At 63.8% G+C, this 19,569-nt stretch carries 14 protein-coding genes; 5 read left to right on the top strand and 9 right to left on the bottom strand.

All coding sequences use genetic code 11. From position 1 onward, the window contains the following. Nucleotides 1-82: 82 nt before the first annotated feature. Nucleotides 83-1,123, bottom strand: coding sequence for a flagellar motor protein MotB (gene motB / locus Q6A48_RS14265; RefSeq protein ID WP_304554753.1), 1,041 nt, complete (start codon nt 1,121-1,123; stop codon nt 83-85). A 3-nt stretch (nt 1,124-1,126) separates the two neighbouring features. After that, nucleotides 1,127-1,978: a flagellar motor stator protein MotA gene (motA, locus tag Q6A48_RS14260; RefSeq protein WP_304554752.1), complete on the bottom strand. Its 852-nt coding sequence runs from the start codon at nt 1,976-1,978 to the stop codon at nt 1,127-1,129. A gap of 166 nt (nt 1,979-2,144) precedes the next feature. Between motA and Q6A48_RS14255 the strand changes: the two genes are divergently transcribed. The 4 genes from Q6A48_RS14255 (at nt 2,145) to Q6A48_RS14240 (ending at nt 7,391) form a co-directional block, all read left to right on the top strand. Beyond that, on the top strand, nt 2,145-3,683 hold the full coding sequence (locus tag Q6A48_RS14255; protein ID WP_304554751.1) for an HDOD domain-containing protein: 1,539 nt from the start codon (nt 2,145-2,147) through the stop codon (nt 3,681-3,683). A 42-nt stretch (nt 3,684-3,725) separates the two neighbouring features. Then, nucleotides 3,726-4,541: a rhodanese-like domain-containing protein gene (locus Q6A48_RS14250; RefSeq protein ID WP_304554750.1), complete on the top strand. Its 816-nt coding sequence runs from the start codon at nt 3,726-3,728 to the stop codon at nt 4,539-4,541. A 19-nt stretch (nt 4,542-4,560) separates the two neighbouring features. Continuing rightward, nucleotides 4,561-5,421: an archaetidylserine decarboxylase gene (gene asd / locus Q6A48_RS14245; RefSeq protein WP_304554749.1), complete on the top strand. Its 861-nt coding sequence runs from the start codon at nt 4,561-4,563 to the stop codon at nt 5,419-5,421. A gap of 209 nt (nt 5,422-5,630) precedes the next feature. Further along, entirely contained in the window at nt 5,631-7,391 is a 1,761-nt protein-coding gene (locus tag Q6A48_RS14240; protein ID WP_304554748.1) for a cyclic-di-GMP receptor FimW-related protein, read from the top strand. Nucleotides 7,392-7,630: 239 nt separating this feature from the next. Here Q6A48_RS14240 and serB read toward each other — a convergent pair whose 3' ends face one another. After that, a complete protein-coding gene (gene serB / locus Q6A48_RS14235) occupies nt 7,631-8,845 on the bottom strand; it encodes a phosphoserine phosphatase SerB (protein WP_304554747.1) in 1,215 nt (404 codons plus the stop codon). 133 nt (nt 8,846-8,978) lie between these two features. Between serB and Q6A48_RS14230 the strand changes: the two genes are divergently transcribed. Next, the gene (locus Q6A48_RS14230; protein WP_304554746.1) at nt 8,979-10,496 is read left to right on the top strand and encodes an AhpA/YtjB family protein; all 1,518 of its coding nucleotides are present in this window, start codon (nt 8,979-8,981) and stop codon (nt 10,494-10,496) included. 235 nt (nt 10,497-10,731) lie between these two features. Here the strand turns inward: Q6A48_RS14230 and Q6A48_RS14225 are convergent, their stop codons facing one another. From Q6A48_RS14225 to Q6A48_RS14200, 6 genes are all read right to left on the bottom strand, one after another. Then, on the bottom strand, nt 10,732-11,439 hold the full coding sequence (locus tag Q6A48_RS14225) for a PqiC family protein (RefSeq protein WP_304554745.1): 708 nt from the start codon (nt 11,437-11,439) through the stop codon (nt 10,732-10,734). A gap of 179 nt (nt 11,440-11,618) precedes the next feature. After that, on the bottom strand, nt 11,619-13,883 hold the full coding sequence (gene parC, locus Q6A48_RS14220) for a DNA topoisomerase IV subunit A (protein WP_304554744.1): 2,265 nt from the start codon (nt 13,881-13,883) through the stop codon (nt 11,619-11,621). Between the two features lie 10 nt (nt 13,884-13,893). Next, a complete protein-coding gene (locus Q6A48_RS14215) occupies nt 13,894-14,415 on the bottom strand; it encodes a retropepsin-like aspartic protease family protein (protein ID WP_304554743.1) in 522 nt (173 codons plus the stop codon). Then, nucleotides 14,412-15,398 carry an esterase-like activity of phytase family protein gene (locus Q6A48_RS14210; RefSeq protein WP_304554742.1) on the bottom strand — a complete coding sequence of 329 codons (987 nt, stop codon included), beginning with the start codon at nt 15,396-15,398 and terminating at the stop codon, nt 14,412-14,414. The genes Q6A48_RS14215 and Q6A48_RS14210 overlap by 4 nt, the downstream gene beginning before the upstream one ends. Then, complete coding sequence (gene parE / locus Q6A48_RS14205) at nt 15,398-17,302, bottom strand: DNA topoisomerase IV subunit B (RefSeq protein WP_304554741.1); 1,905 nt, start codon at nt 17,300-17,302, stop codon at nt 15,398-15,400. Before parE ends, Q6A48_RS14210 begins: the two co-directional genes overlap by 1 nt. 42 nt (nt 17,303-17,344) lie before the next feature. After that, a complete protein-coding gene (locus tag Q6A48_RS14200; RefSeq protein WP_304554740.1) occupies nt 17,345-17,953 on the bottom strand; it encodes a YqiA/YcfP family alpha/beta fold hydrolase in 609 nt (202 codons plus the stop codon). Between the last annotated feature and the right edge of the window lie 1,616 nt (nt 17,954-19,569).

Raw genomic sequence — 19,569 nt, 5'->3', positions numbered from 1 at the left:
CTGTTATCCAGGATACGAAGGGGTCGCTTCGCGCCCAGCGGGGATAAATCCCCTCGCCACAGGTCCGTCGACAAACCTCAGGTCACTGCCCAGGCGTCGCTGGCGGTTTCGGCGCAGCATCGTCGAACAGGTTCAACCGTTCGCGCAGCTCGTGGGCCTGCACCGGTTGCTGGTCCGCCGGCAATGCGTTCGGGTCCGCCGCCGCGCCGGGTGGCGTTGCCGGGACCTCGCCCGGGGCGCCCTGGCCCGGAGCGGGGTCTGGCGCCGGGTCGTTGGTTTGCGAACCTTCGATGGCTTTTTGAGCCTTGCGGGTCAGCACCACGATATCGATACGCCGGTTGACCGGGTTGAACGGGTCCTGGCGATCGAACAACGCCGAGGAGGCATAGCCGACCACCCGCGCCACCTGCTCGTCCGGATAGCTGCCGGCCACCAGGGCGCGACGCGCCGCGTTGGCACGGTTGGCGGAGAGCTCCCAGTTACCGAAGTCACCCTTGCCACTGTACGGCTTGGCGTCGGTGTGACCGCTGATGCTGATCTTGTTCGGCACCGCCTTGATGGTGTCGGCCATGGCCAGCAGGATGTCTTCGAAATACGGTTTCAGGCGCGCGCTGCCGGAATCGAACATCGGCCGGTTCTCGGCATCGGTGATCTGGATGCGCAGGCCGTTCGGCGTGATTTCGAACAGGATCTGGTCCTTGAATTTCTGCAGCTGCGGGTTCTCATCCACCTTGTTCTGCAATTCCTGCAACAGCAATTCCAGGCGTTCGCGCTCGACCTGCTCGGCCATGCCCTCGACCTGCTCGGAATCCACCGTCACCTTGTCGGGCTGCGGCTGGGACTTGACCTCAGGGTTGAGGGTGTTTTCCGGCGCCAGGGTCGGCGAACCGCCCAGGTCGATGATGTAGGGCGTGCCGCTTTCGGAGAAGCCGACCGGGTCCTTGAAATAACCGGCGATGGCGATCTTCTGTTCCGGCGTGGCCGTGGACAGCAGCCACAGCACCAGGAAGAACGCCATCATCGCCGTCGCGAAGTCGGCGAAGGCGATTTTCCAGGCGCCCCCGTGGTGTCCAGCGGCTATGCGCTTGACACGCTTGATGATGATCGGCTGGTTGTTCTCCATGGCTTAGCGACCGCGCACCGCTTGTTCCAGCTCGGCGAAGCTCGGACGGTGCGCCGGGTACAGGACCTTGCGGCCGAACTCCACCGCCAGCGACGGCGGCATGCCCGAGGCCGAGGCCACCAGGGAAGCCTTGATGGCCTCGTACACGTTCAGTTCTTCCTTGGCGTCATGGGACAGGGAAGTGGCCAGGGGGCCGAAGAAACCATACGCGGCCAGGATACCGAAGAAGGTCCCCACCAACGCCGCACCCACGTGCAGGCCGATGGACTTCTGGTCGCCGTCGCCCAGGGACGCCATGGTCACCACGATACCCAGTACCGCCGCGACGATACCGAAGCCCGGCATGGCGTCGGCGACGCCGGTGACCGCATGGGACGGATGCTCCAGGTCTTCCTTGAGGCTGTACAGTTCCATGTCGAACAGGCCTTCCAGCTCATGGGGGGCCATGTTGCCGGACGACATGATGCGCAGGTAATCACAGATGAACGCCGTCATGCGGGCGTCCTTGAGCACCGCCGGGTACTTGGCGAAAATCGGGCTGGCGGCGGCATCCTCGATGTCGCCTTCGATCGCCATCATGCCTTCGCGGCGGCTTTTGTTGAGGATCTCGTACACCAGCCCCAGCACCTCCAGGTAGAAGGTGTGGCTGAAGCGCGAGCTGAACATGCTCAGGGATTTCTTGACCACGTGCATGGTCATGTAGCCGGGGTTGGCCTGCAAGAATGCGCCAAGGGCCGCGCCACCGATGATCATCACCTCGAAAGGCTGGATCAGGGCGGCAATCTTGCCATGGGAAAGCACGTATCCGCCGAGCACGCTCGCGAACACGACAATGATGCCGATAATTTTAGCCATAGATAGAAAGTACTTATTTAAGTCGGGTTCAAGGTCATATTCGGAAGCTGGAAAATCTCTTCTTCTACTTATCGGCAAAACTGCGCCAGACTATAGCCAGTTCCGGCGAAAAGCCAATTTGCCCCGTTCCGGGCGTAGATAATTCATGTGAAGATCGCGTCCAACCATGGCTAATGTAACGAACGTCCCAACTCCAAGACCGACCACCCTCGAAGGCTGGGTCAAGCTGCTCCAGGGGGTCCACCTGCCGGTACCCCAGGCCAGCCACGACCTGGTGTGCAAGGCGCTGGGCGACAGCCGTCGCTCGCTGCGCGACATCGCCGAGCTGATGCAGGAAAGCCCTGCCCTGGCCCTGAGCGTCATCCGCGAAGCCAACCATCATGCCCATGGCAGCCTCGCCGAAGCGGCGGAAAACCTCGAAGTCGCCCTCAACCGCCTCGGCCTCAAGCGCACCGAGGAACTGCTCGCGCGCCTGCCCTCGCTGCCCGAGCAGCAGATCCCCGCGACCCTGCGCCAGTTGCAACTGATCAGCCAGCACGCCACGCAACAGGCCAACGGTTTTTTCTCCAGCCGCCTGGCGCGGTTGTGGCAGGACATACACTGGGGCAGCCTGTTGTTCCTGTCGCCGCTCTGGCCCCTGGCCCTGACGCACCCGCGCCTGCTCGGGGAGTGGGAGCTGCGGGTGATCCACAAAGGCCAGTCGGCCAGCAAGGTCGAGCGCGAACTGTTCGGCGTCGGCCTGCTGGAGATCTGCCTGGGCGTGGTGGAAGCCTGGCGCCTGCCCATCTGGGTGGCGCAAGGCTACCGCCTGCTGCTCAACGAGCGCCGCGAACTGGTAAAGGTGCTGCGCATCGCCCGGGACAGCGCGCACCCGTTGCGCCAGCAGAATCGCCTGGACGACGACCCGACCTTGCGGCGCTGGCTCAATCAGCCGGCCAACACCGTGCTGCTGGCCAACGGCCTGGCCCTTTCCGCGCACCAGGCCTGGGACTCGCCCCACCTGTTCCGTTGGCAGTACCTCACCAGTTTGTATCTGCAGATGTCGATGGATGAGGTCCAACAGCAACTGCACCAACAAGCCGCCAACAGCGCCCGCCAGCATGCCATGCCCGACCTCTGGCATCCGGCCGAGGCCCTGATCTGGCCCTGGGGCAGCCGCCGCGTGCAGCCCGGCCAGTCGTCGGCGAGCCCGTCCAGCGCCGTGGACCTGAGCCAGTGGCGCAAGCAATGCTCGGCGTTGCTGGTGGAGCCGAGCCCGTTCAGCAACGCCATGCACCTGACCACCTCGGCGCGCGACGTGCTGGTGGCCTGCGGCATGCGCCGGGTGATGATCCTGATGGCCGACCGCAGCCAGACCAGCGTACGCGTGCACCAGACCGCCGGCCTGCCGAAAGACGTCGCGGCGATGAGTTTTCCCATCGCCCAGAGCAAGGTCCTGCAACGATTGCTGGCCCAACAGGCCCAGGTTCGCCTCAACCCGGACAACAACGCGCAGTTTTCCGCATTGCTGCCGCCGGGCTTGCGCGCCCTGTTCAAGGGCGAGCACCTGCTGTTGCGCTCGCTGACCTGCAACGGCCGGGTGATCATGCTCGTCGTGGTGGACCAGGGTGGCGGCCCCTTCTCGGACGTCACCGTGCAAGCCTTCGGCAAAACCGTGCAATGCATCGAAAGGGCCCTGCATACCTTTACCAACCGGGGCCGTTGAACTTGCTACAATCCTTTCCCTTTGCGCCCCTGGAGACCTCACATGCCTGACTTCTCTGGCTTGCCGCTGGTGATCGAGCCGAGCGAGCTGCTGGCTCGCCTCGATGCCCGCGAACTGATCCTGGTGGACCTGACCAGCGCCGCCCGCTACAGCACCGGACACATTCCCGGCGCCCGCTTCGTCGACCCCAAGCGCACGCAGCTGGGCCAGCCACCGGCGCCGGGCCTGTTGCCGGCCAAGGCCGACCTGGAAGCCCTGTTCAGCGAACTCGGGCACAACCCGGACGCGGTGTACGTGGTCTACGACGACGAAGGCGGCGGCTGGGCCGGGCGGTTCATCTGGCTGCTGGACGTGATCGGCCACAACCGCTACCACTACCTCGACGGCGGCCTGCTGGCATGGCTGGACGAAGGCCTGCCGGTGTCCACTGAAACGCCCGCGCCCGTCGCCGACCGGGTGAGCCTGACGCTGCACGACGGCCCAACCGCCACCCGCGAGTACCTGCAAAGTCGCCTCGGGGCCGTCGACCTGGCCATCTGGGACGCCCGCGGCCCGCTGGAGTACTCCGGCGAGAAAGTCGTCGCGGCCAGGGGCGGGCATATTCCCGGCGCGGTCAATTTCGAATGGACGGCCGGCATGGACCCGGCGCGCAGCCTGCGCATCCGCAAGGACATGCCGCAGGTCCTCGAACGACTGGGCATCACGCCCGACAAGGAAATCATCACCCACTGCCAGACCCACCATCGTTCTGGCTTCACCTATCTGGTGGCCAAGGCGCTCGGTTATCCGCGGGTCAAAGGCTATGCCGGTTCCTGGGGCGAATGGGGCAACCACCCCAACACGCCCATCGAACGTTGAAGGTTCTTAAGGACAGTTAATGAAAAACCGTTTGTTCATCCTCTCTCAGTACCTGCTGCCCCACCACCTGCTGTCGCGGTTGGCCGGCTGCATCGCCGAATGCCGCGTGCGCTGGTTCAAGAATGCTTTCACCGCATGGTTCGCCAAGCGCTATCAAGTGGACATGTCCCAGGCCCTGGTGGAAGACCTGACCGCCTACGAACACTTCAACGCGTTCTTCACCCGCGCCCTGAAGGACGGCGCGCGGCCGCTGGACGACACCCCCGGCGCGATCCTCTGCCCGGCCGATGGCGCCGTCAGCCAGCTTGGCCCGATCGAGCATGGCCGGGTGTTCCAGGCCAAGGGCCACAGCTTCAGCGTGCTGGAACTGCTGGGCGGTGACGCGGCCAATGCCGCGCCGTTCATGGGCGGCGATTTCGCCACGATCTACCTGTCCCCGAAAGACTACCACCGCGTGCACATGCCACTGGCCGGCACCCTGCGGGAGATGGTGTACATTCCCGGGCGGATTTTCTCGGTGAACCAGACCACCGCCGAAAACGTCCCGGAACTGTTCGCCCGCAACGAGCGCGTGGCGTGCATCTTCGACACCGAACGCGGGCCGATGGCCGTGGTGCTGGTGGGTGCGATGATCGTCGCCTCGATCGAAACCGTCTGGGCCGGCCTGGTCACACCGCCCAAGCGTGAGCTGAAGACGTTCCGCTACGATGAAGCGGCCCGTGCCCCGATCCATCTGGAAAAAGGCGCCGAACTGGGGCGCTTCAAGCTGGGTTCCACCGCCATCGTGCTGTTCGGGCCGAACCAGGTGAAATGGGCCGAGTCACTCGTGGCCGGCTCGCCGGTACAGATGGGCCAGGGCCTGGCGCTGCCGAAAGCCTGATTCATCGCTTGCTCGTTGAAGCAGGCCTGTAGTGCAAGTCTTGTGGGAGCAAGGCTTGCTCGCGATGAACGATAACGCGATCTGAAAATCGCGGCGCCTGCATCGCGAGCACGCTTTGCTCCCACACCACATTCAGGGCAACACGCCTGCCTCTCAACTGCTAGAGTTGGACACATCCTTTTCATTTCCCGCCGGAGCCCGACCACGGCATGAATGAGACCAGCCCTCTCCAGCTGTTGCGCGTACTGACCCCGACGCAACCACGCCTGTCGTTCTGCGAGGCCACGCCGCGGGACCTCAAGCGCTGGATCGCCAACCTGCCCAAGGCCAACATCGGCGAAACCGCCCGCCTGCTCTACCAGGCCCTCGGCGAACTCAACCAGTTGCTCACCCCCAGCGACAATCGCCTGCAATTGCTCGAACTGTTGCGGCCCGAGGTGTATTACGTCTGCAAGCACCTGGAGCGACACTTCCTGCAACAGGCCATCGTGCTGGATGACCGCTCGCGCAAGATCGTCAACCTGTGCCAGGCCCTGCAAACCCACCTGGCGATGGGCTACAAGCAGATCGTGGCGCGCATTGCGTCGAAGTACACCAAGGACCGGGCCCGCCTGCTCAGCACCGCGTTGCAACGCGCCATGCATGCCCTCGACGGCCCGCTGATCCGCGCCAGCCAACTCTACAGCCCGGTGCCCGAAGGCTTGTGGCTCGATTTGCACCAGCTGTACCGGATCGCCTGCCAACACCGCTTGCAGCAGCAAAGCGTGAGCGACGAACTGGCCAGCCAGGTCCATCAATTGAGCCCTGAGCAAACCTACATCGTCGCCCTGTTGCTGGGCGCCTCGCGCAGCAATCAGCTGCGCCAGGGCCAGATCGCGCGCCTGGCCGAGGTCCTGGAAGCGTGGAGCCCGTGGGTCAGGCTCGACCCTGCCAGCACAGGCACCAGCCTGTTCGCCGTCGCGCCGGAACTGGATGTCGGGCCGCGCTACCGCTCCAAGTTCCGCGCCGAGCAGCAGCCGACGCTGCAGGGCTTCGATCCGCAACCGCTGGTGCGCATGATCGCCACCCACCTGGAGCAACCGGCCGACCAGGCCCTCCCGGTGCCGTCCGGCATGAACACCGACACCTTGAACCACCTGCAAGCCGCCTGGGGCGAAGCCGCCGAGCGCAGCTTCCAGCGCATGGAAGGCAACGGGACATTGACGCTGTGCGTGGGCATGAGCGCGCTGCACTACTACCTGGGCGGCGAGCGTTCGTTCAGCGAGATCCTGAAGAAGCCCACCACGCGCAAGGCTCGATTCGAAGCGTCGCCAACCAAAAGCAACGATACCTGGGGCCAGGCCTTCGATGCCGCGCCCACGGGCGACAACGACATGCTGCCCTACGAGGAAATCGAGTACCCGGCCAATCCGTCCGACGACGACGGCAACAGCTCCGACCGCCAGCAAGACTTCCCCACCTACGACCTGCCCATCATCAACCACAGCCCGGGTGGCTACTGCCTGGGGTGGCCGAAAGAGGTGCCGGAGCAGTTGCAAGCCGGGGAAATGATCGGCATCCGGGACGCCAGCGACCAATCCTGGAGCATCGCGGTCGTGCGCTGGATCCGCCAGGTGCGCAACGGCGCCATGCAGATGGGGATCGAACTGGTCGCACCTTATGCCCAGCCCTGCGGGTTGCAATTGGTGCGCGAAGAGAACGAGCACGGCCACTACCTGCGGGGGCTGCTGCTCCCGGAGATCAGCGCCATCGATCTGCCGCCGACCATGATCGCCCCGCGCCTGCCCTTCCAGGAGGGCCAGCGCGTGCTGATCAACACCAACGGCCAGGAACGCCGCGCCGGCCTGGACCGGCGCGTGACCAGCACCCACAGCTTCAATCAGTTTTCATATCACCCCGAAGACTCGGCCGAGGCCGGGGATGGCGGGGATCAGGAAGGGGATTTCGATTCGTTGTGGAAGTCGCTTTAAACAGCCAACGCGGAACCCTTTGTGAAGAGAGAACGCTCTGTGGGAGCAAATGTGAAGAGAGACTCTCTGTGGGGGCAAATGTGAAGAGAGACTCTCTGTGGGAGCAAATGTGAATAGAGACTCTCTGTGGGAGCAAAGCTTGCTCGCGATGCAGGCACCGCGTTTTCTATAGACCGCGTTATCGTTTATCGCGGGCAAGCCTTGCTCCCACAGCTAGCGCCACAAAGATTGCGACAGACTCAGAGCTGCCCGTCGCGATCCCTGAAGCCCAGCAGGTACAGCACCCCATCCAGCCCCAAGGTCGAGATGGCCTGGCGGGCCGACTGCTTGACCAGCGGCTTGGCGCGGAACGCCACGCCCAGGCCCGCGATCGCCAGCATCGGCAGGTCGTTGGCGCCGTCGCCCACGGCGATGGTCTGTTCCAGGCGCAAGCCTTCCTTGTGCGCCAGCTCACGCAGCAGGTCGGCCTTGCGCTGGGCGTCGACGATCGGCTCGACGGCCACGCCGGTCACCTTGCCGTCCACCACTTCCAGCTCGTTGGCGAACACGTAGTCGATGCCGAGCTTGGCCTGCAATTGCTTGGCGAAGTAAGTGAAGCCGCCGGACAGGATGGCGGTCTTGTAGCCCAGGCGCTTGAGTTCGGCGAACAGGGTCTCGGCGCCTTCGGTCAGGCGCAGGGAGGCCCCGATGGCGTCCAGCACGCTGACATCCAGGCCTTGCAGCAGCGCCAGGCGTTCCTTGAAGCTGGCGCGAAAATCCAGCTCGCCGGCCATCGCCCGTTCGGTGATGGCCGAGACCTTGTCGCCCACGCCAGCGGCCTTGGCCAGCTCATCGATGACCTCGGCCTCGATCAGCGTCGAGTCCATGTCGAACACCGCCAGGCGACGGTTGCGGCGGAACAGCGAATCTTCCTGGAAGGCGATGTCGACATTCAGCTCCTGGGCCACGCTGAGGAACTCGGCCCGCAGCGCCTGGGGATCGGCCGGTTCGCCGCGCACGGAAAACTCGATGCAGCCCTTGCCCTTGTCGGCCGGGGTGTCCAATGGCATGCGCCCGGACAGGCGGTCGATATGGTCGATGTTCAGCCCATATTGGGCGGTGATCGAGCTGACGCGTTGCAATTGCTCGGCGGTGACCTTGCGGGTCAGCAGGGTCACGATGTGGCGCTTCTTGCCCTGGCCGGCGACCCAATGCTGGTAGTCGGCCTCGGAAACCGGGGTGAAACGGACCTGCTGGTCAAGCTTGTGGGCGGTGAACAGGATGTCCTTGAGCACCGACTTGCTGTGTTCGGCGTCCGGGATTTCAACCAGGATGCCGAACGACAGGGTGTCGTGGATCACCGCCTGACCGATGTCGAGAATGTTCACACCACCTTGGGCCAGGACGCCGGTAATGGCCGCAGTCAGACCCGGACGGTCGCTGCCAGTGATGTTTATCAGGACGATTTCGCGCAAGGCGCACCCCCGCAGGTGGAAAAAAACCGCATTCTACCCACATTCAGTGACCATCGGGCACCGCCAGTGCTTTGCCGGTCATGGGCCTGTCGCTATACTGCGCGTCAATTTCACGGACAAAGAGCCGAGCTCAGTGAACCGGCCCACGCCAGTCAAAACCGACAACTTCTTCCTGCTGATCTTCCGTGCACTGCGCCACCGTCGCGTGCCGATCGCATTGCGCATCGCCAGCCATAACGTGATCCTGGTCGCACTGGCCCTGGTCATCTATGCCTGCGTGATGGGCCTGCAGTTCAAGCAGGCGATGCACGAGCAGGCCGATGCCCTGGGTGAAAGCCTGACCACCCAGACCGCCACGTCCGCCACCGAGCTGCTGGTGTCCAACGACATCCTCAGCCTCAACGTGCTGCTCAACAACCTGACCAAGAACAAGCTGGTGGCCCACGCGGCCATCTACAGCGTCGACAACCGCATCCTCGCCGAGGCCGGCCAGCGGCCCAAGCCGGGCCTGCTGGGCGAGTCCGGCGGCATGTACCAGAGCAAGATCACCTTCCAGGACGTGACGGCCGGGCAACTGCGCATCAGCCTGGACATGGACCAGTTCCAGCAGCCGATGACCATCAGCCTGCAAAGCATGGGCATCCTCAGCGCGATCCTGCTGGCGCTGGCGCTGGCCTTGAGCCTGCGCCTGGGCCGCCATATCTCCACGCCGCTGTTGCAATTGCGGGTGTGGCTGCGGGACATCGACGAACACACCCCGGCCACCCAGCGCCAGGACGAGATCGGCGACCTGGCCCGGCAACTGCACGCCAGCTTCGCCCCGGAACCGGCCCCCGTGCCCGAGCCCGAAGAGCTCGACTACATCGACGAAGACGAGGCCGAGCCGGGCTTCGAAGTGCGCAACCTGCGCGATCCCGGCTTCGACGAAAGCCCGCCGATGCCCGCCGCCAGGCCGACGCCCCGTCATGTGGTGCGCACGGTGGAAGACGACGAGGACGACGACGCCTTCGCCGACCTGCGCGACGAGTCGATCGGCAGCGAAGCAAAGCCGCTCGCCAGGCCTGTCGTTGCGAACCAGCCCCAGCACAGCGCCGTACTGGCCGTGCAATTGGGCGCCCAGGACCAACTGCGACGCCTGCCCCAGGCACGCCTGAAGGAATTGCTCGAACGCTACCGCGACTGCCTCGACCAGGCCGCGTCGCTCTACCAGGGCGAACTGCACACCTTGAACGATGGCAGCACGCTGATGCTGTTCCACACCGAGGACAGCGGCGACGACTACCTGACCAACGCCATTTGCTGTGGCGAGTTGCTGCGGGCGCTGGGCCACCAGTTGCAGATCGAGGTCGCCGACAGCGGCATCACCCTGCAACTGCAATTGGGCCTGACCCTGGGCGATGGCCTGTTCGGCCTTAGCCAGATCGACCTGCTGCTGACCGAAACCGCCCAGGACGCCCTGGCGTTGTCGCAACACAGCCGCAACCTGTTGCTGGTGGAGCGCAAGATCAACGACGACGCGCTGATCCGCCAACGCGCCCGCATCCGCCCCATCGCCAGCCCTGAAGGCGCATGCTGCGTGGAGCGTTTGATGGAGCCTTATCCGTCGATGCTGGAGCGGCAACTGGCGCGGATGCACGAGCGCCAGGCCTGAGTCCCGGCCACTGAAATGACGAAGCCCGCAGACGAGTGATTGTCTGCGGGCTTTTTTGTAGCCTTCAGCGCCGCTATCGCGAGCAAGCTCGCTCCCACATTGGGATCTGTGGCGTACAAATATTCTGTGGGAGCGAGCTTGATCGCGATAGGGGCGGCCCAGCCCCCGGAAATCCAACGGGTAGAAACAACAAAGCCCGCATCAACGCGGGCTTTGCTTCACATCGGTGCAGCCGTCAAAACCTGAACACTTCCATGTCCGTGCGGATCGGCAGGGCCATCGGGATCTTCGGCGATTTTTCCGGTGCGGCGGGCTTGGCCTGGGTCGGTGCGGTCTTGCGCGGCGACTCGACGATGGGAGGCTGGTTGGCCAACGGCTTGAGGGACGTCGACAATTGCTCGGCCAGGCGTTGCAGCAGCACGCCCTGGGCCTGGACCTGCGCCGCCGTTGTCCCGGCATGCTGCTCTTGCAGGTGCACGATGCGGTTCTCGCGAACCTTGCCCCGACGGTCGATCAAGCGCCACTGGGCATCGAGCACCGCCGGCTGGGTCTTGCCCGAGTCCAGGCGAGTGATCGACAGCAGCACCTGGACGTCCGGGGTGAAGCCCTGGGTGGCTGGCGCCAGCACGACGCGCTGGCTGTCCAGTTGCCCGGCGACCTGGCGCAGCAGCAACTGGTCGATGTCCGACGACAGGCTGCCGGCCCAGCGACCGTCCGTGGCAGCCTGCAGGCTGCCGTCCGGCTGGCGTTGCAACAGGGTTTCGCGTTGCAGGTAATCGGCAATCAAAACCGGCCCCAACAATACCGCCATGCCTGTGCTTTGCGCGGGCTGGGCGGGGGTCCCGCTGTCGAGTTGATACAGCGACACCGGCTGATGGACGCTGCAACCCGCCAGGCCAAGCAGGCCGGCGAGCCATAAAATAGGAAGGCGCAGAGCAGTCATCGTTCCATCCAGGTGGCAGCCACAAGGCTTGCCACAGTGAAAAAGTACTCGGTCATTATGAAGAACGCTCGGCCACGCCGGCGCTTGAAAGGGCCTATCATCCGTGAATATGCGTTCCGACTCCAGCGCGAAAGCATCGGCCTGCGGCTTTTAATCGCAGACCGAGCCCTCTAGCACGCCTAATTCAAGTTTTCGACGAGCAGTGCATCGACTCGCTGGAAACCCCTCGGAAGCTTGTTGCCCCGCCGACCGCGTTCACCCTTGTAATGCTCAAGATCGTCTGCTTTCAACGAGAGCGTACGCTTTCCAGCCTGCAGCACAAGCGTGGCGCCCTCCGGCAACACTGCAATATCCGTGACATATTCCTCACGGCTCGCCACCCGTTCGCCGGAAATCCCGATGATCTTATTACCTTTGCCTTTACCCAATTGTGGCAAGTCGCTGATCTTGAAGACCAACAACCGGCCTTCGGTGGTCACCGACGCCAACCAGTTGTTCTCGCGATCGGCCACCGGGCGCGGCGCAATCACCTTGGCGTTGTTCGGCAGGCTCAACAATGCCTTGCCCGCCTTGTTCTTGGCTTGCAGGTCCTCGCCCTTGACCACGAAGCCGTAGCCTGCGTCCGACGCAATCACGTACAGCCCATCATCATCAGGCATCAGCACGCATTCAAAAGTTGCACCCGGCGGTGGCGTTAATCGTCCGGTCAGCGGCTCGCCCTGGCCACGGGCCGAAGGCAGCGTGTGGGCGGGTACCGAATAACTGCGCCCGGTGGAATCGATAAACACCGCGAACTGGTTGGAACGCCCAGCGGCCAAGGCCTTGAAACCATCCCCGGCCTTGTAGGAAAGCCCCGTCGCATCGATATCATGGCCCTTGGCGGAGCGGACCCAACCTTTTTCCGACAGCACGACGGTCACTTTCTCGTTCGGCAGCAGATCGTGTTCGGTCAATGCCTTGGCTTCGGCACGCTCGACGATAGGCGAACGGCGGTCGTCGCCGTAGGTCTCGGCGTCCTTGAGCAATTCGGCGCGCACCAGCTTCTTGAGCTTGGCTTCGCTGCCCAGCAGGGCTTGCAGCTTGGCCTGCTCCTTGAGCAACTCGTCCTGCTCGGCCCGCAGCTTCATCTCTTCCAGCCGCGCCAACTGCCGCAGGCGGGTGTCGAGGATGTAGTCGGCCTGGATCTCGCTCAGGTCGAAGCGTGCGATCAGGCTGGCCTTCGGATGCTCCTCGGTGCGGATGATGTGGATCACCTCGTCCAGGTTGAGGTAAGCGATCAGCAAGCCATCCAACAGGTGCAGGCGCCGCTCGACCTTGTCCAGGCGAAATTGCAGGCGTCGGCGCACGGTCTTGACCCGGAACTCCAGCCATTCCACCAGCAGCGCCCGCAGGTTCTTCAACTGCGGCTTGCCATCCAGGCCAATGATGTTGATGTTGACCCGATAGCTGGTCTCCAGGTCGGTGCTGGCGAACAGGTGCTGCATCAACGCCTCATGGTCGACCCGGCTGTTGACCGGGATGATCACGATACGGCAAGGGTTTTCGTGGTCGGACTCGTCGCGCAGGTCGGCCACTTGCGGCGCTTTCGACGGTTTTGCCTGCATCATCGCGGCAATCTGCTCCAGCACCTTGGCGCCGGAGACCTGGTGCGGCAGTGCGGTGACGATGATGTCGCCGTCCTCGATGTGGTACACGGCGCGCATGCGCACCGAACCGCGACCGGTTTCGTAGATTTTCACCAGGTCGGCGCGCGGGGTGATGATCTCCGCTTCGGTCGGGTAGTCCGGGCCCTGGATATGTTCGCAGAGCTGCTCCACCGTGGCTTTCGGCTCGTCGAGCAGGCGCACGCAGGCCGTGGCGACTTCCCGCAGGTTGTGCGGCGGCACGTCCGTGGCCATGCCGACGGCGATGCCGGTGGTGCCATTGAGAAGGATGTTCGGCAAACGTGCCGGCAACACCAGGGGTTCGTCGAGGGTGCCGTCGAAGTTCGGGCCCCAGTCCGCGGTGCCCTGGCCCAGTTCGCTGAGCAGCACTTCGGAATAGCGCGACAACCGCGCCTCGGTGTAGCGCATCGCCGCGAACGACTTGGGATCGTCCGGCGCCCCCCAGTTGCCCTGCCCGTCCACCAATGTGTAGCGATAGCTGAACGGCTGGGCCATCAGCACCATGGCCTCGTAGCAGGCCGAGTCGCCGTGGGGGTGGAACTTGCCGAGCACGTCACCGACGGTGCGCGCCGACTTCTTGTGCTTGGAATCGGCGTCCAGCCCCAGCTCGCTCATGGCATAGACGATCCGCCGCTGGACTGGCTTCAGGCCGTCGCCGATGTGCGGCAAGGCACGGTCCATGATCACGTACATGGAGTAATTGAGGTAGGCATTTTCGGTGAAGTCAGCCAGCGACCGGCGTTCCACGCCGTCTAAGCTGTCTGCAAGAATGTCGCTCATGCGGGCCTCATCAGTTCGTTGTCTGGCGCAGCAGCATGGTGCCGTCGCGCTGGGTAAATTCAAGTTTGTTCAGGGCGCTCATGCCCAGCAGCACCTGCGTGCCACCCAGGCCTGGGGCCACCAGGGCACGGACATCGCGCAAGACGATGTCGCCCAATTGCAACCGGTCGAGGCGAGTGCGATAGCCCTCGCTCAAACCGTTGGCGGTACTCAACGTCACGCCGAATCCTTTTTCCAGCTTCAGGCGCTCGGCCAGCTCCACAGGAATCGCCACGTCCGTGGCGCCGGTGTCGAGCATGAAATCCACCGGTTGGCCATTGATATGGCCGCTGGCGACGAAATGCCCCTGGGCATTGCCCACCAGCTTCACCTCGATGAAGCCTTCGCCCCGTTGCGAATACACTTGCGTATTGGGGTTCTGCTGGCGCTGCTCCACCACGGCAAAGAAGCGTGTCGCCAGGAACAGGGCCGCGCACCAGGCCAGGATCATCAGCACCCGCCCGGCGCGCTTGCCCGGCGCCTGCTGGCTCATGGCGCGGCACTCCAGCCACCGTCCGGCGCGGCGAAGCGCCAGATGATCGGTCGTCGCTCGCCATCAACCCGTGCACCGTCGTTGTTGTCCAGACCGATCCACGCCCCCTCGGCGTCCACCACCAGGGCTTCGGCCAGCCCGTAGGCCTGGGCGTAGCGGCGCTTGTCCTGCAACGCTTCGGCGGCGAAGGACCAGCAGCGCTCGACCTTGGCGGTCTGGGCATCCCGCCGGCAGACCTGGAACGCATTGCGCTCCAGGGTGAACAGCTTGCCATTGAACAGCGACAGGTCGGCGAAATCCCGCGACACGGCCTTGGCATCGGGGAACTGCGGCGGCTGCATCTCTTGCCCCGCTTCGCTCAACAACACGCAATTGCCGTCGCAATCCCACACCGTTTGCTGACGCTTGATCAGCACCAGGCCACGCCGCTCACGCTCGGCCGCCAACCACAACTGGTCCCCCGCCGGGTTGATCGCCAGGCCTTCGAACAGCGCATTGAAATGCAACAACATGCCACTGGCCCGGGCCTGGCGAATCATCGTCGGGGCAATCTTCAACCAGGAGGGAGCGCCCGACACCGGCACCTGCAAGACGGCGGCATGGGACTCGCTGACCACGTAGCGATTGCCGGCGCTGTCGCAACTGATGCCTTCGAAATCCAGTTCGCCGCCGCGCAGGAACGACGCCGCCCAGGTGCGCGAGCTCAAGCCCCAGGGCAAGCCGCTGTCCGGTACCGGCGGCACCTCGATGTCGACCACCTCGGCCGGCCAGACGGCCGCCGCCGAAGGCGTAAGGCGATAGATCCGGTCATCGTCGCGGTCGGACACCGCCCACAGGTCGCCAGCGCACAACGCCAGCCCGGACAGATTGCCACCACGCATGCCGTCGACGACATGCTCGGAGAGCAATTTCAGCTCCGGTGCCGGCCCGGCGACAACCACCCCCGCCCACAGCCACAACGCCAGGGCGAACCCGTTGCGCATCAGGCCAGCACCTCGGCCAGGTCACCTTTGGATTCGAGCCAGGACTTGCGATCACCGGCGCGTTTCTTCGCCAGCAACATGTCCATGATTTCCGTCGTCGCGGCGAAATCGTCCAGGGTCAATTGCACCAGGCGACGAGTGTTCGGGTCCATGGTGGTTTCGCGCAGCTGCGGCGGGTTCATCTCGCCCAGGCCCTTGAATCGGGTGACCTGTGGCTTGCCGCGCTTCTTCTCGGCCACCAGGCGATCGAGGATGCCGTCGCGCTCGGCTTCGTCCAGGGCGTAATAGATGTCCTTGCCCAGGTCGATCCGGTACAGCGGCGGCATCGCGACGTAGACATGGCCGGCGTCCACCAGCGGGCGGAAATGCTGGACGAACAGCGCGCACAGCAAGGTGGCGATGTGCAGGCCGTCGGAGTCGGCGTCGGCGAGGATGCAGATCTTGCCGTAGCGCAGCTGGCTCATGTCCTCGGCGCCCGGATCGACGCCGATGGCCACGGAGATGTTGTGCACCTCCTGGCTGGCCAGCACTTCACTGCCGTCCACTTCCCAGGTGTTGAGGATCTTGCCCCGCAGCGGCAGGATCGCCTGGAATTCCTTGTCCCGCGCCTGCTTGGCCGAACCGCCGGCGGAATCACCTTCCACCAGGAACAGCTCGGAACGCATCGGGTCCTGCCCGGCGCAGTCGGCGAGCTTGCCCGGCAATGCCGGCCCCTGGGTGATGCGCTTGCGCTCGACCTTCTTGCTGGCCTTGAGGCGCCGACCGGCGTTGCTGATCGCCAGCTCCGCCAGCGCCAGGCCGGTTTCCGGGTTGGCGTTGAGCCACAGGCTGAACGCGTCCTTGACCACCCCGGAGACAAACGCCGCCGCTTCGCGGGACGACAGGCGCTCCTTGGTCTGGCCGGAGAACTGCGGTTCCTGCATCTTCATCGACAAGACGAACGCGATGCGCTCCCAGACGTCTTCCGGCGCCAGCTTCACGCCACGGGGCAGCAGGTTGCGGAACTCGCAGAACTCGCGCATCGCATCCAGCAGGCCCTGGCGCAGGCCGTTGACGTGGGTCCCGCCCTGGGCGGTGGGGATCAGGTTGACGTAGCTTTCCTGGACACTCTCGCCGCCCTCGGGCAACCACAGCAGCGCCCAGTCCACGGCTTCCTTGTTACCCGCCAGGCTGCCGCAGAACGGCTCGTCGGGCAGGCGTTCGAAACCGTTGACCGCGTCCACCAGGTAAGAGCGCAGGCCGTCTTCGTAATGCCACTCGACTTTCTCGCCGCTGCCCTTGTCCTCGAAGCTGACCAACAGCCCCGGGCACAACACGGCCTTGGCCTTGAGCACGTGCTTGAGGCGGCTGACGGAAAACTTCGGCGAATCGAAATACTTCGGGTCCGGGGCGAAATACACGCTGGTCCCGGTGTTGCGCTTGCCGACACTGCCGACCACTTCCAGCTCGGTGGCCTTGAAGCCATCGGCGAACGTCATCTGGTATTCGTTACCGTCACGCTTGACCCGTACCCGGACCTGGGTCGACAAGGCGTTGACCACGGAAATACCCACCCCGTGCAGGCCGCCGGAGAACTGGTAGTTCTTGTTGGAGAACTTGCCGCCGGCATGCAGCTTGGTGAGGATCAGCTCGACGCCCGAGACGCCCTCTTCCGGGTGGATGTCCACCGGCATGCCGCGTCCGTCGTCGGACACTTCCAGGGAATGGTCGGCGTGCAGGATCACCTGCACCGACTTGGCATGCCCGGCCAAGGCTTCGTCGACACTGTTGTCGATGACTTCCTGGGCGAGGTGGTTCGGCCGACTGGTGTCGGTGTACATGCCGGGGCGCTTGCGCACCGGGTCGAGGCCCGAGAGGACTTCGATGGCGTCTGCGTTATAAGAGCTAGCGCTGGGATTGGCCATGGGGTCTCGTCGTCAGTGTTCAAATGAAAAAGGGGCGATGGCTTACAGCGACGTGAAGTCGATCGCCTGGTACAAATCGGCGCCAATGCCGGCAAAACTCAACAACGCCGGCAACTGCCGGGCAAACCCTTGGAAACCGTGGTCGCCGCCGGCCTGGATGCGCAACGCACAGGCCCGGTAATACTGCTGGGCGTGGCGATAATCCAGCGTTTCATCACCGGTTTGCAACCACACCTGATACCGCTGCGGATCCTGCGGCGCCGGCACTTCCAGCTCGGCCAGGGCCGTGACGTGGTCGTGGGTCAGCTCCCAGGTCTCGTCGGTGTACAGATTCTTCTGCGTGCCCAGGTAGCCGTCGAACATCCGATGGGGGCTGACGGCCGGGTTGATCAACAGGGCCTTGAGGCCGTGGCGCTCGGCCAAGTGAGTCGCATAGTAGCCGCCGAGCGAGCTGCCGACCAGCAGCGGCCGCCCCAGTTGCACAATCGCCTGCTCCAACTGGGCCAGGGCTTCGCGGGGGTGATGATGCAGCGCTGGCACTTGCAACCGGTCGCCCAGGCCCAGGCGCGCCATGACGTCGATGAGTTGACGGGCCTTGGTCGAGGCGGGGGCGCTGTTGAAGCCGTGGATATATAGGATAGAACCCGACATTGCCGACTCCCTGGGTGCTGGGCAAAGGCCGGAGTTTACAGGGAGTTTGTGGGGGTTTGGGGGATTTGACGGTCTTGCTGTTGCTGATGATCAGTCGATCACGGTACCTGTGGTGCCAATGATCAGTCGATCACAGTACCTGTGGTGCCGATGATCAGTCGATCACAGTACCTGTGGGAGCAAAGCTTGCTCGCGAGGCGATCTGATAGCCGGCCGGGATCTTTTTACGGGGTACATATCCATTGCTGCGGTAACGGCGGCTTAGGGTTCCGCCCTTATGGCGGGTCACTTTTGGAAAAGGCCCGGAATGCCGGCCAGCCAAAAATAACCAAAAACGCCTTGCCCCACCACTGGGCACCTCGCCTGCGGCGCGGTGTTCCCGAACGCCGGCATTGCTCCGTGGGCCCGCCGCGAAGGGCCATCCATGGCCCAGCGCGGCTATCCCGGCATCCATGCCGGGATACCCACTGCGCAACACCGGCGTTCGGCCCTTGTGGTTAACGGGGCTTTCAAGATCAAAAGCAAAGCAAAGCAAAGCAGATCAACGGCAAAAGCGAGGTGGCCTTGCGGCCGACTTCTCTTTTCTGGCTGCCCCGCGATCCAATTGTAGGAAGGAGCCTGCTCGCGATAGCTCGCGAAGAGGCCGACACGTCCAACACCAGGCAAGCTGACCGACCGCTTTCGCGAGCAAGCCCGCTCCCACAGGGGGGCTGTGCCGAACATAAATTTTCTGCCCGCTGAAGATCCAGCGTGGGAGCTGAGCTTGCTCGCGATGGCGGTGGATAGGCTTGCATCAATGCTCAATGTGCCACCGCCTTCGCGAGCAGGCTCGCTCCCACAGTGGTTCTATGTGCGCATATGAATATGTGCCCGCCCTGGCTTTGGCTTTGGCTTTGGCTTTTGATCTTAAAGCCCCATTAACCACAAGGGCCGAACGCAGGCGTTGCGCAGTGGGCATCCCGGCATGGAGGCCGGGATAGCCGCGCTGGGCCATGGATGGCCCTTCGCGGCGGGCCCACGGAGCAATGCCGGAGTGAGGGAACACCGAGCCGCAGGCGAGGTGCCCGGTGGTGGGGCAAGCCTTTTTTGCTTACTTTTTTTGGCGTTTGAAAAAAAGTGAGCCGCCGTAAGGGCGGAACCCTAAGCAGCCGTTACCGCAGCAATGGATATGCACTCAATCCAAAACCGCCATCGCGAGCAAGCTCGCTCCCACAGTGGTTCTATGTGCGCATATGAATATGTGCCCGCCCTGGCTTTAGCTTTAGCTTTGGCTTTGGCTTTAGCTTTGGCTTTGGCTTTGGCTTTGGCTTTTGATCTTAAAGCCCCATTAACCACAAGGGCCGAACGCAGGCATTGCGCAGTGGGCATCCCGGCATGGAGGCCGGGATAGCCGCGCTGGGCCATGGATGGCCCTTCGCGGCGGGCCCACGGAGCAATGCCGGAGTGAGGGAACACCGAGCCGCAGGCGAGGTGCCCGGTGGTGGGGCAATGTACGGGACAACCACATGGGTTACAAAAAAGTGCATTCACATAGGTGACACTTTGATTGAAACATAGCCGTTTTTAGCGTCCCTGGCGTTGACGTGGCCTAGGATCACCGGACCAAAGATCACATT

The sequence above is a fragment of the Pseudomonas citrullilanati genome, from assembly GCF_030580855.1.
In the GTDB taxonomy this organism is placed as follows: domain Bacteria; phylum Pseudomonadota; class Gammaproteobacteria; order Pseudomonadales; family Pseudomonadaceae; genus Aquipseudomonas; species Aquipseudomonas citrulli.
Note: the sequence above shows the minus strand (reverse complement) of the source record. Positions and strands in the feature narration are given on the sequence as shown.

Bases quoted from the DNA above. Each gene is read 5' to 3' on its own strand.
- motB (WP_304554753.1), bottom strand. From the start codon at position 1,123: ATGGAGAACAACCAGCCGATCATCATCAAGCGTGTCAAGCGCATAGCC.
- motA (WP_304554752.1), bottom strand. From the start codon at position 1,978: ATGGCTAAAATTATCGGCATCATTGTCGTGTTCGCGAGCGTGCTCGGC.
- Q6A48_RS14255 (WP_304554751.1), top strand. From the start codon at position 2,145: ATGGCTAATGTAACGAACGTCCCAACTCCAAGACCGACCACCCTCGAA.
- Q6A48_RS14250 (WP_304554750.1), top strand. From the start codon at position 3,726: ATGCCTGACTTCTCTGGCTTGCCGCTGGTGATCGAGCCGAGCGAGCTG.
- asd (WP_304554749.1), top strand. From the start codon at position 4,561: ATGAAAAACCGTTTGTTCATCCTCTCTCAGTACCTGCTGCCCCACCAC.
- Q6A48_RS14240 (WP_304554748.1), top strand. From the start codon at position 5,631: ATGAATGAGACCAGCCCTCTCCAGCTGTTGCGCGTACTGACCCCGACG.
- Q6A48_RS14225 (WP_304554745.1), bottom strand. From the start codon at position 11,439: ATGACTGCTCTGCGCCTTCCTATTTTATGGCTCGCCGGCCTGCTTGGC.
- parC (WP_304554744.1), bottom strand. From the start codon at position 13,883: ATGAGCGACATTCTTGCAGACAGCTTAGACGGCGTGGAACGCCGGTCG.
- Q6A48_RS14215 (WP_304554743.1), bottom strand. From the start codon at position 14,415: ATGAGCCAGCAGGCGCCGGGCAAGCGCGCCGGGCGGGTGCTGATGATC.
- Q6A48_RS14210 (WP_304554742.1), bottom strand. From the start codon at position 15,398: ATGCGCAACGGGTTCGCCCTGGCGTTGTGGCTGTGGGCGGGGGTGGTT.
- parE (WP_304554741.1), bottom strand. From the start codon at position 17,302: ATGGCCAATCCCAGCGCTAGCTCTTATAACGCAGACGCCATCGAAGTC.
- Q6A48_RS14200 (WP_304554740.1), bottom strand. From the start codon at position 17,953: ATGTCGGGTTCTATCCTATATATCCACGGCTTCAACAGCGCCCCCGCC.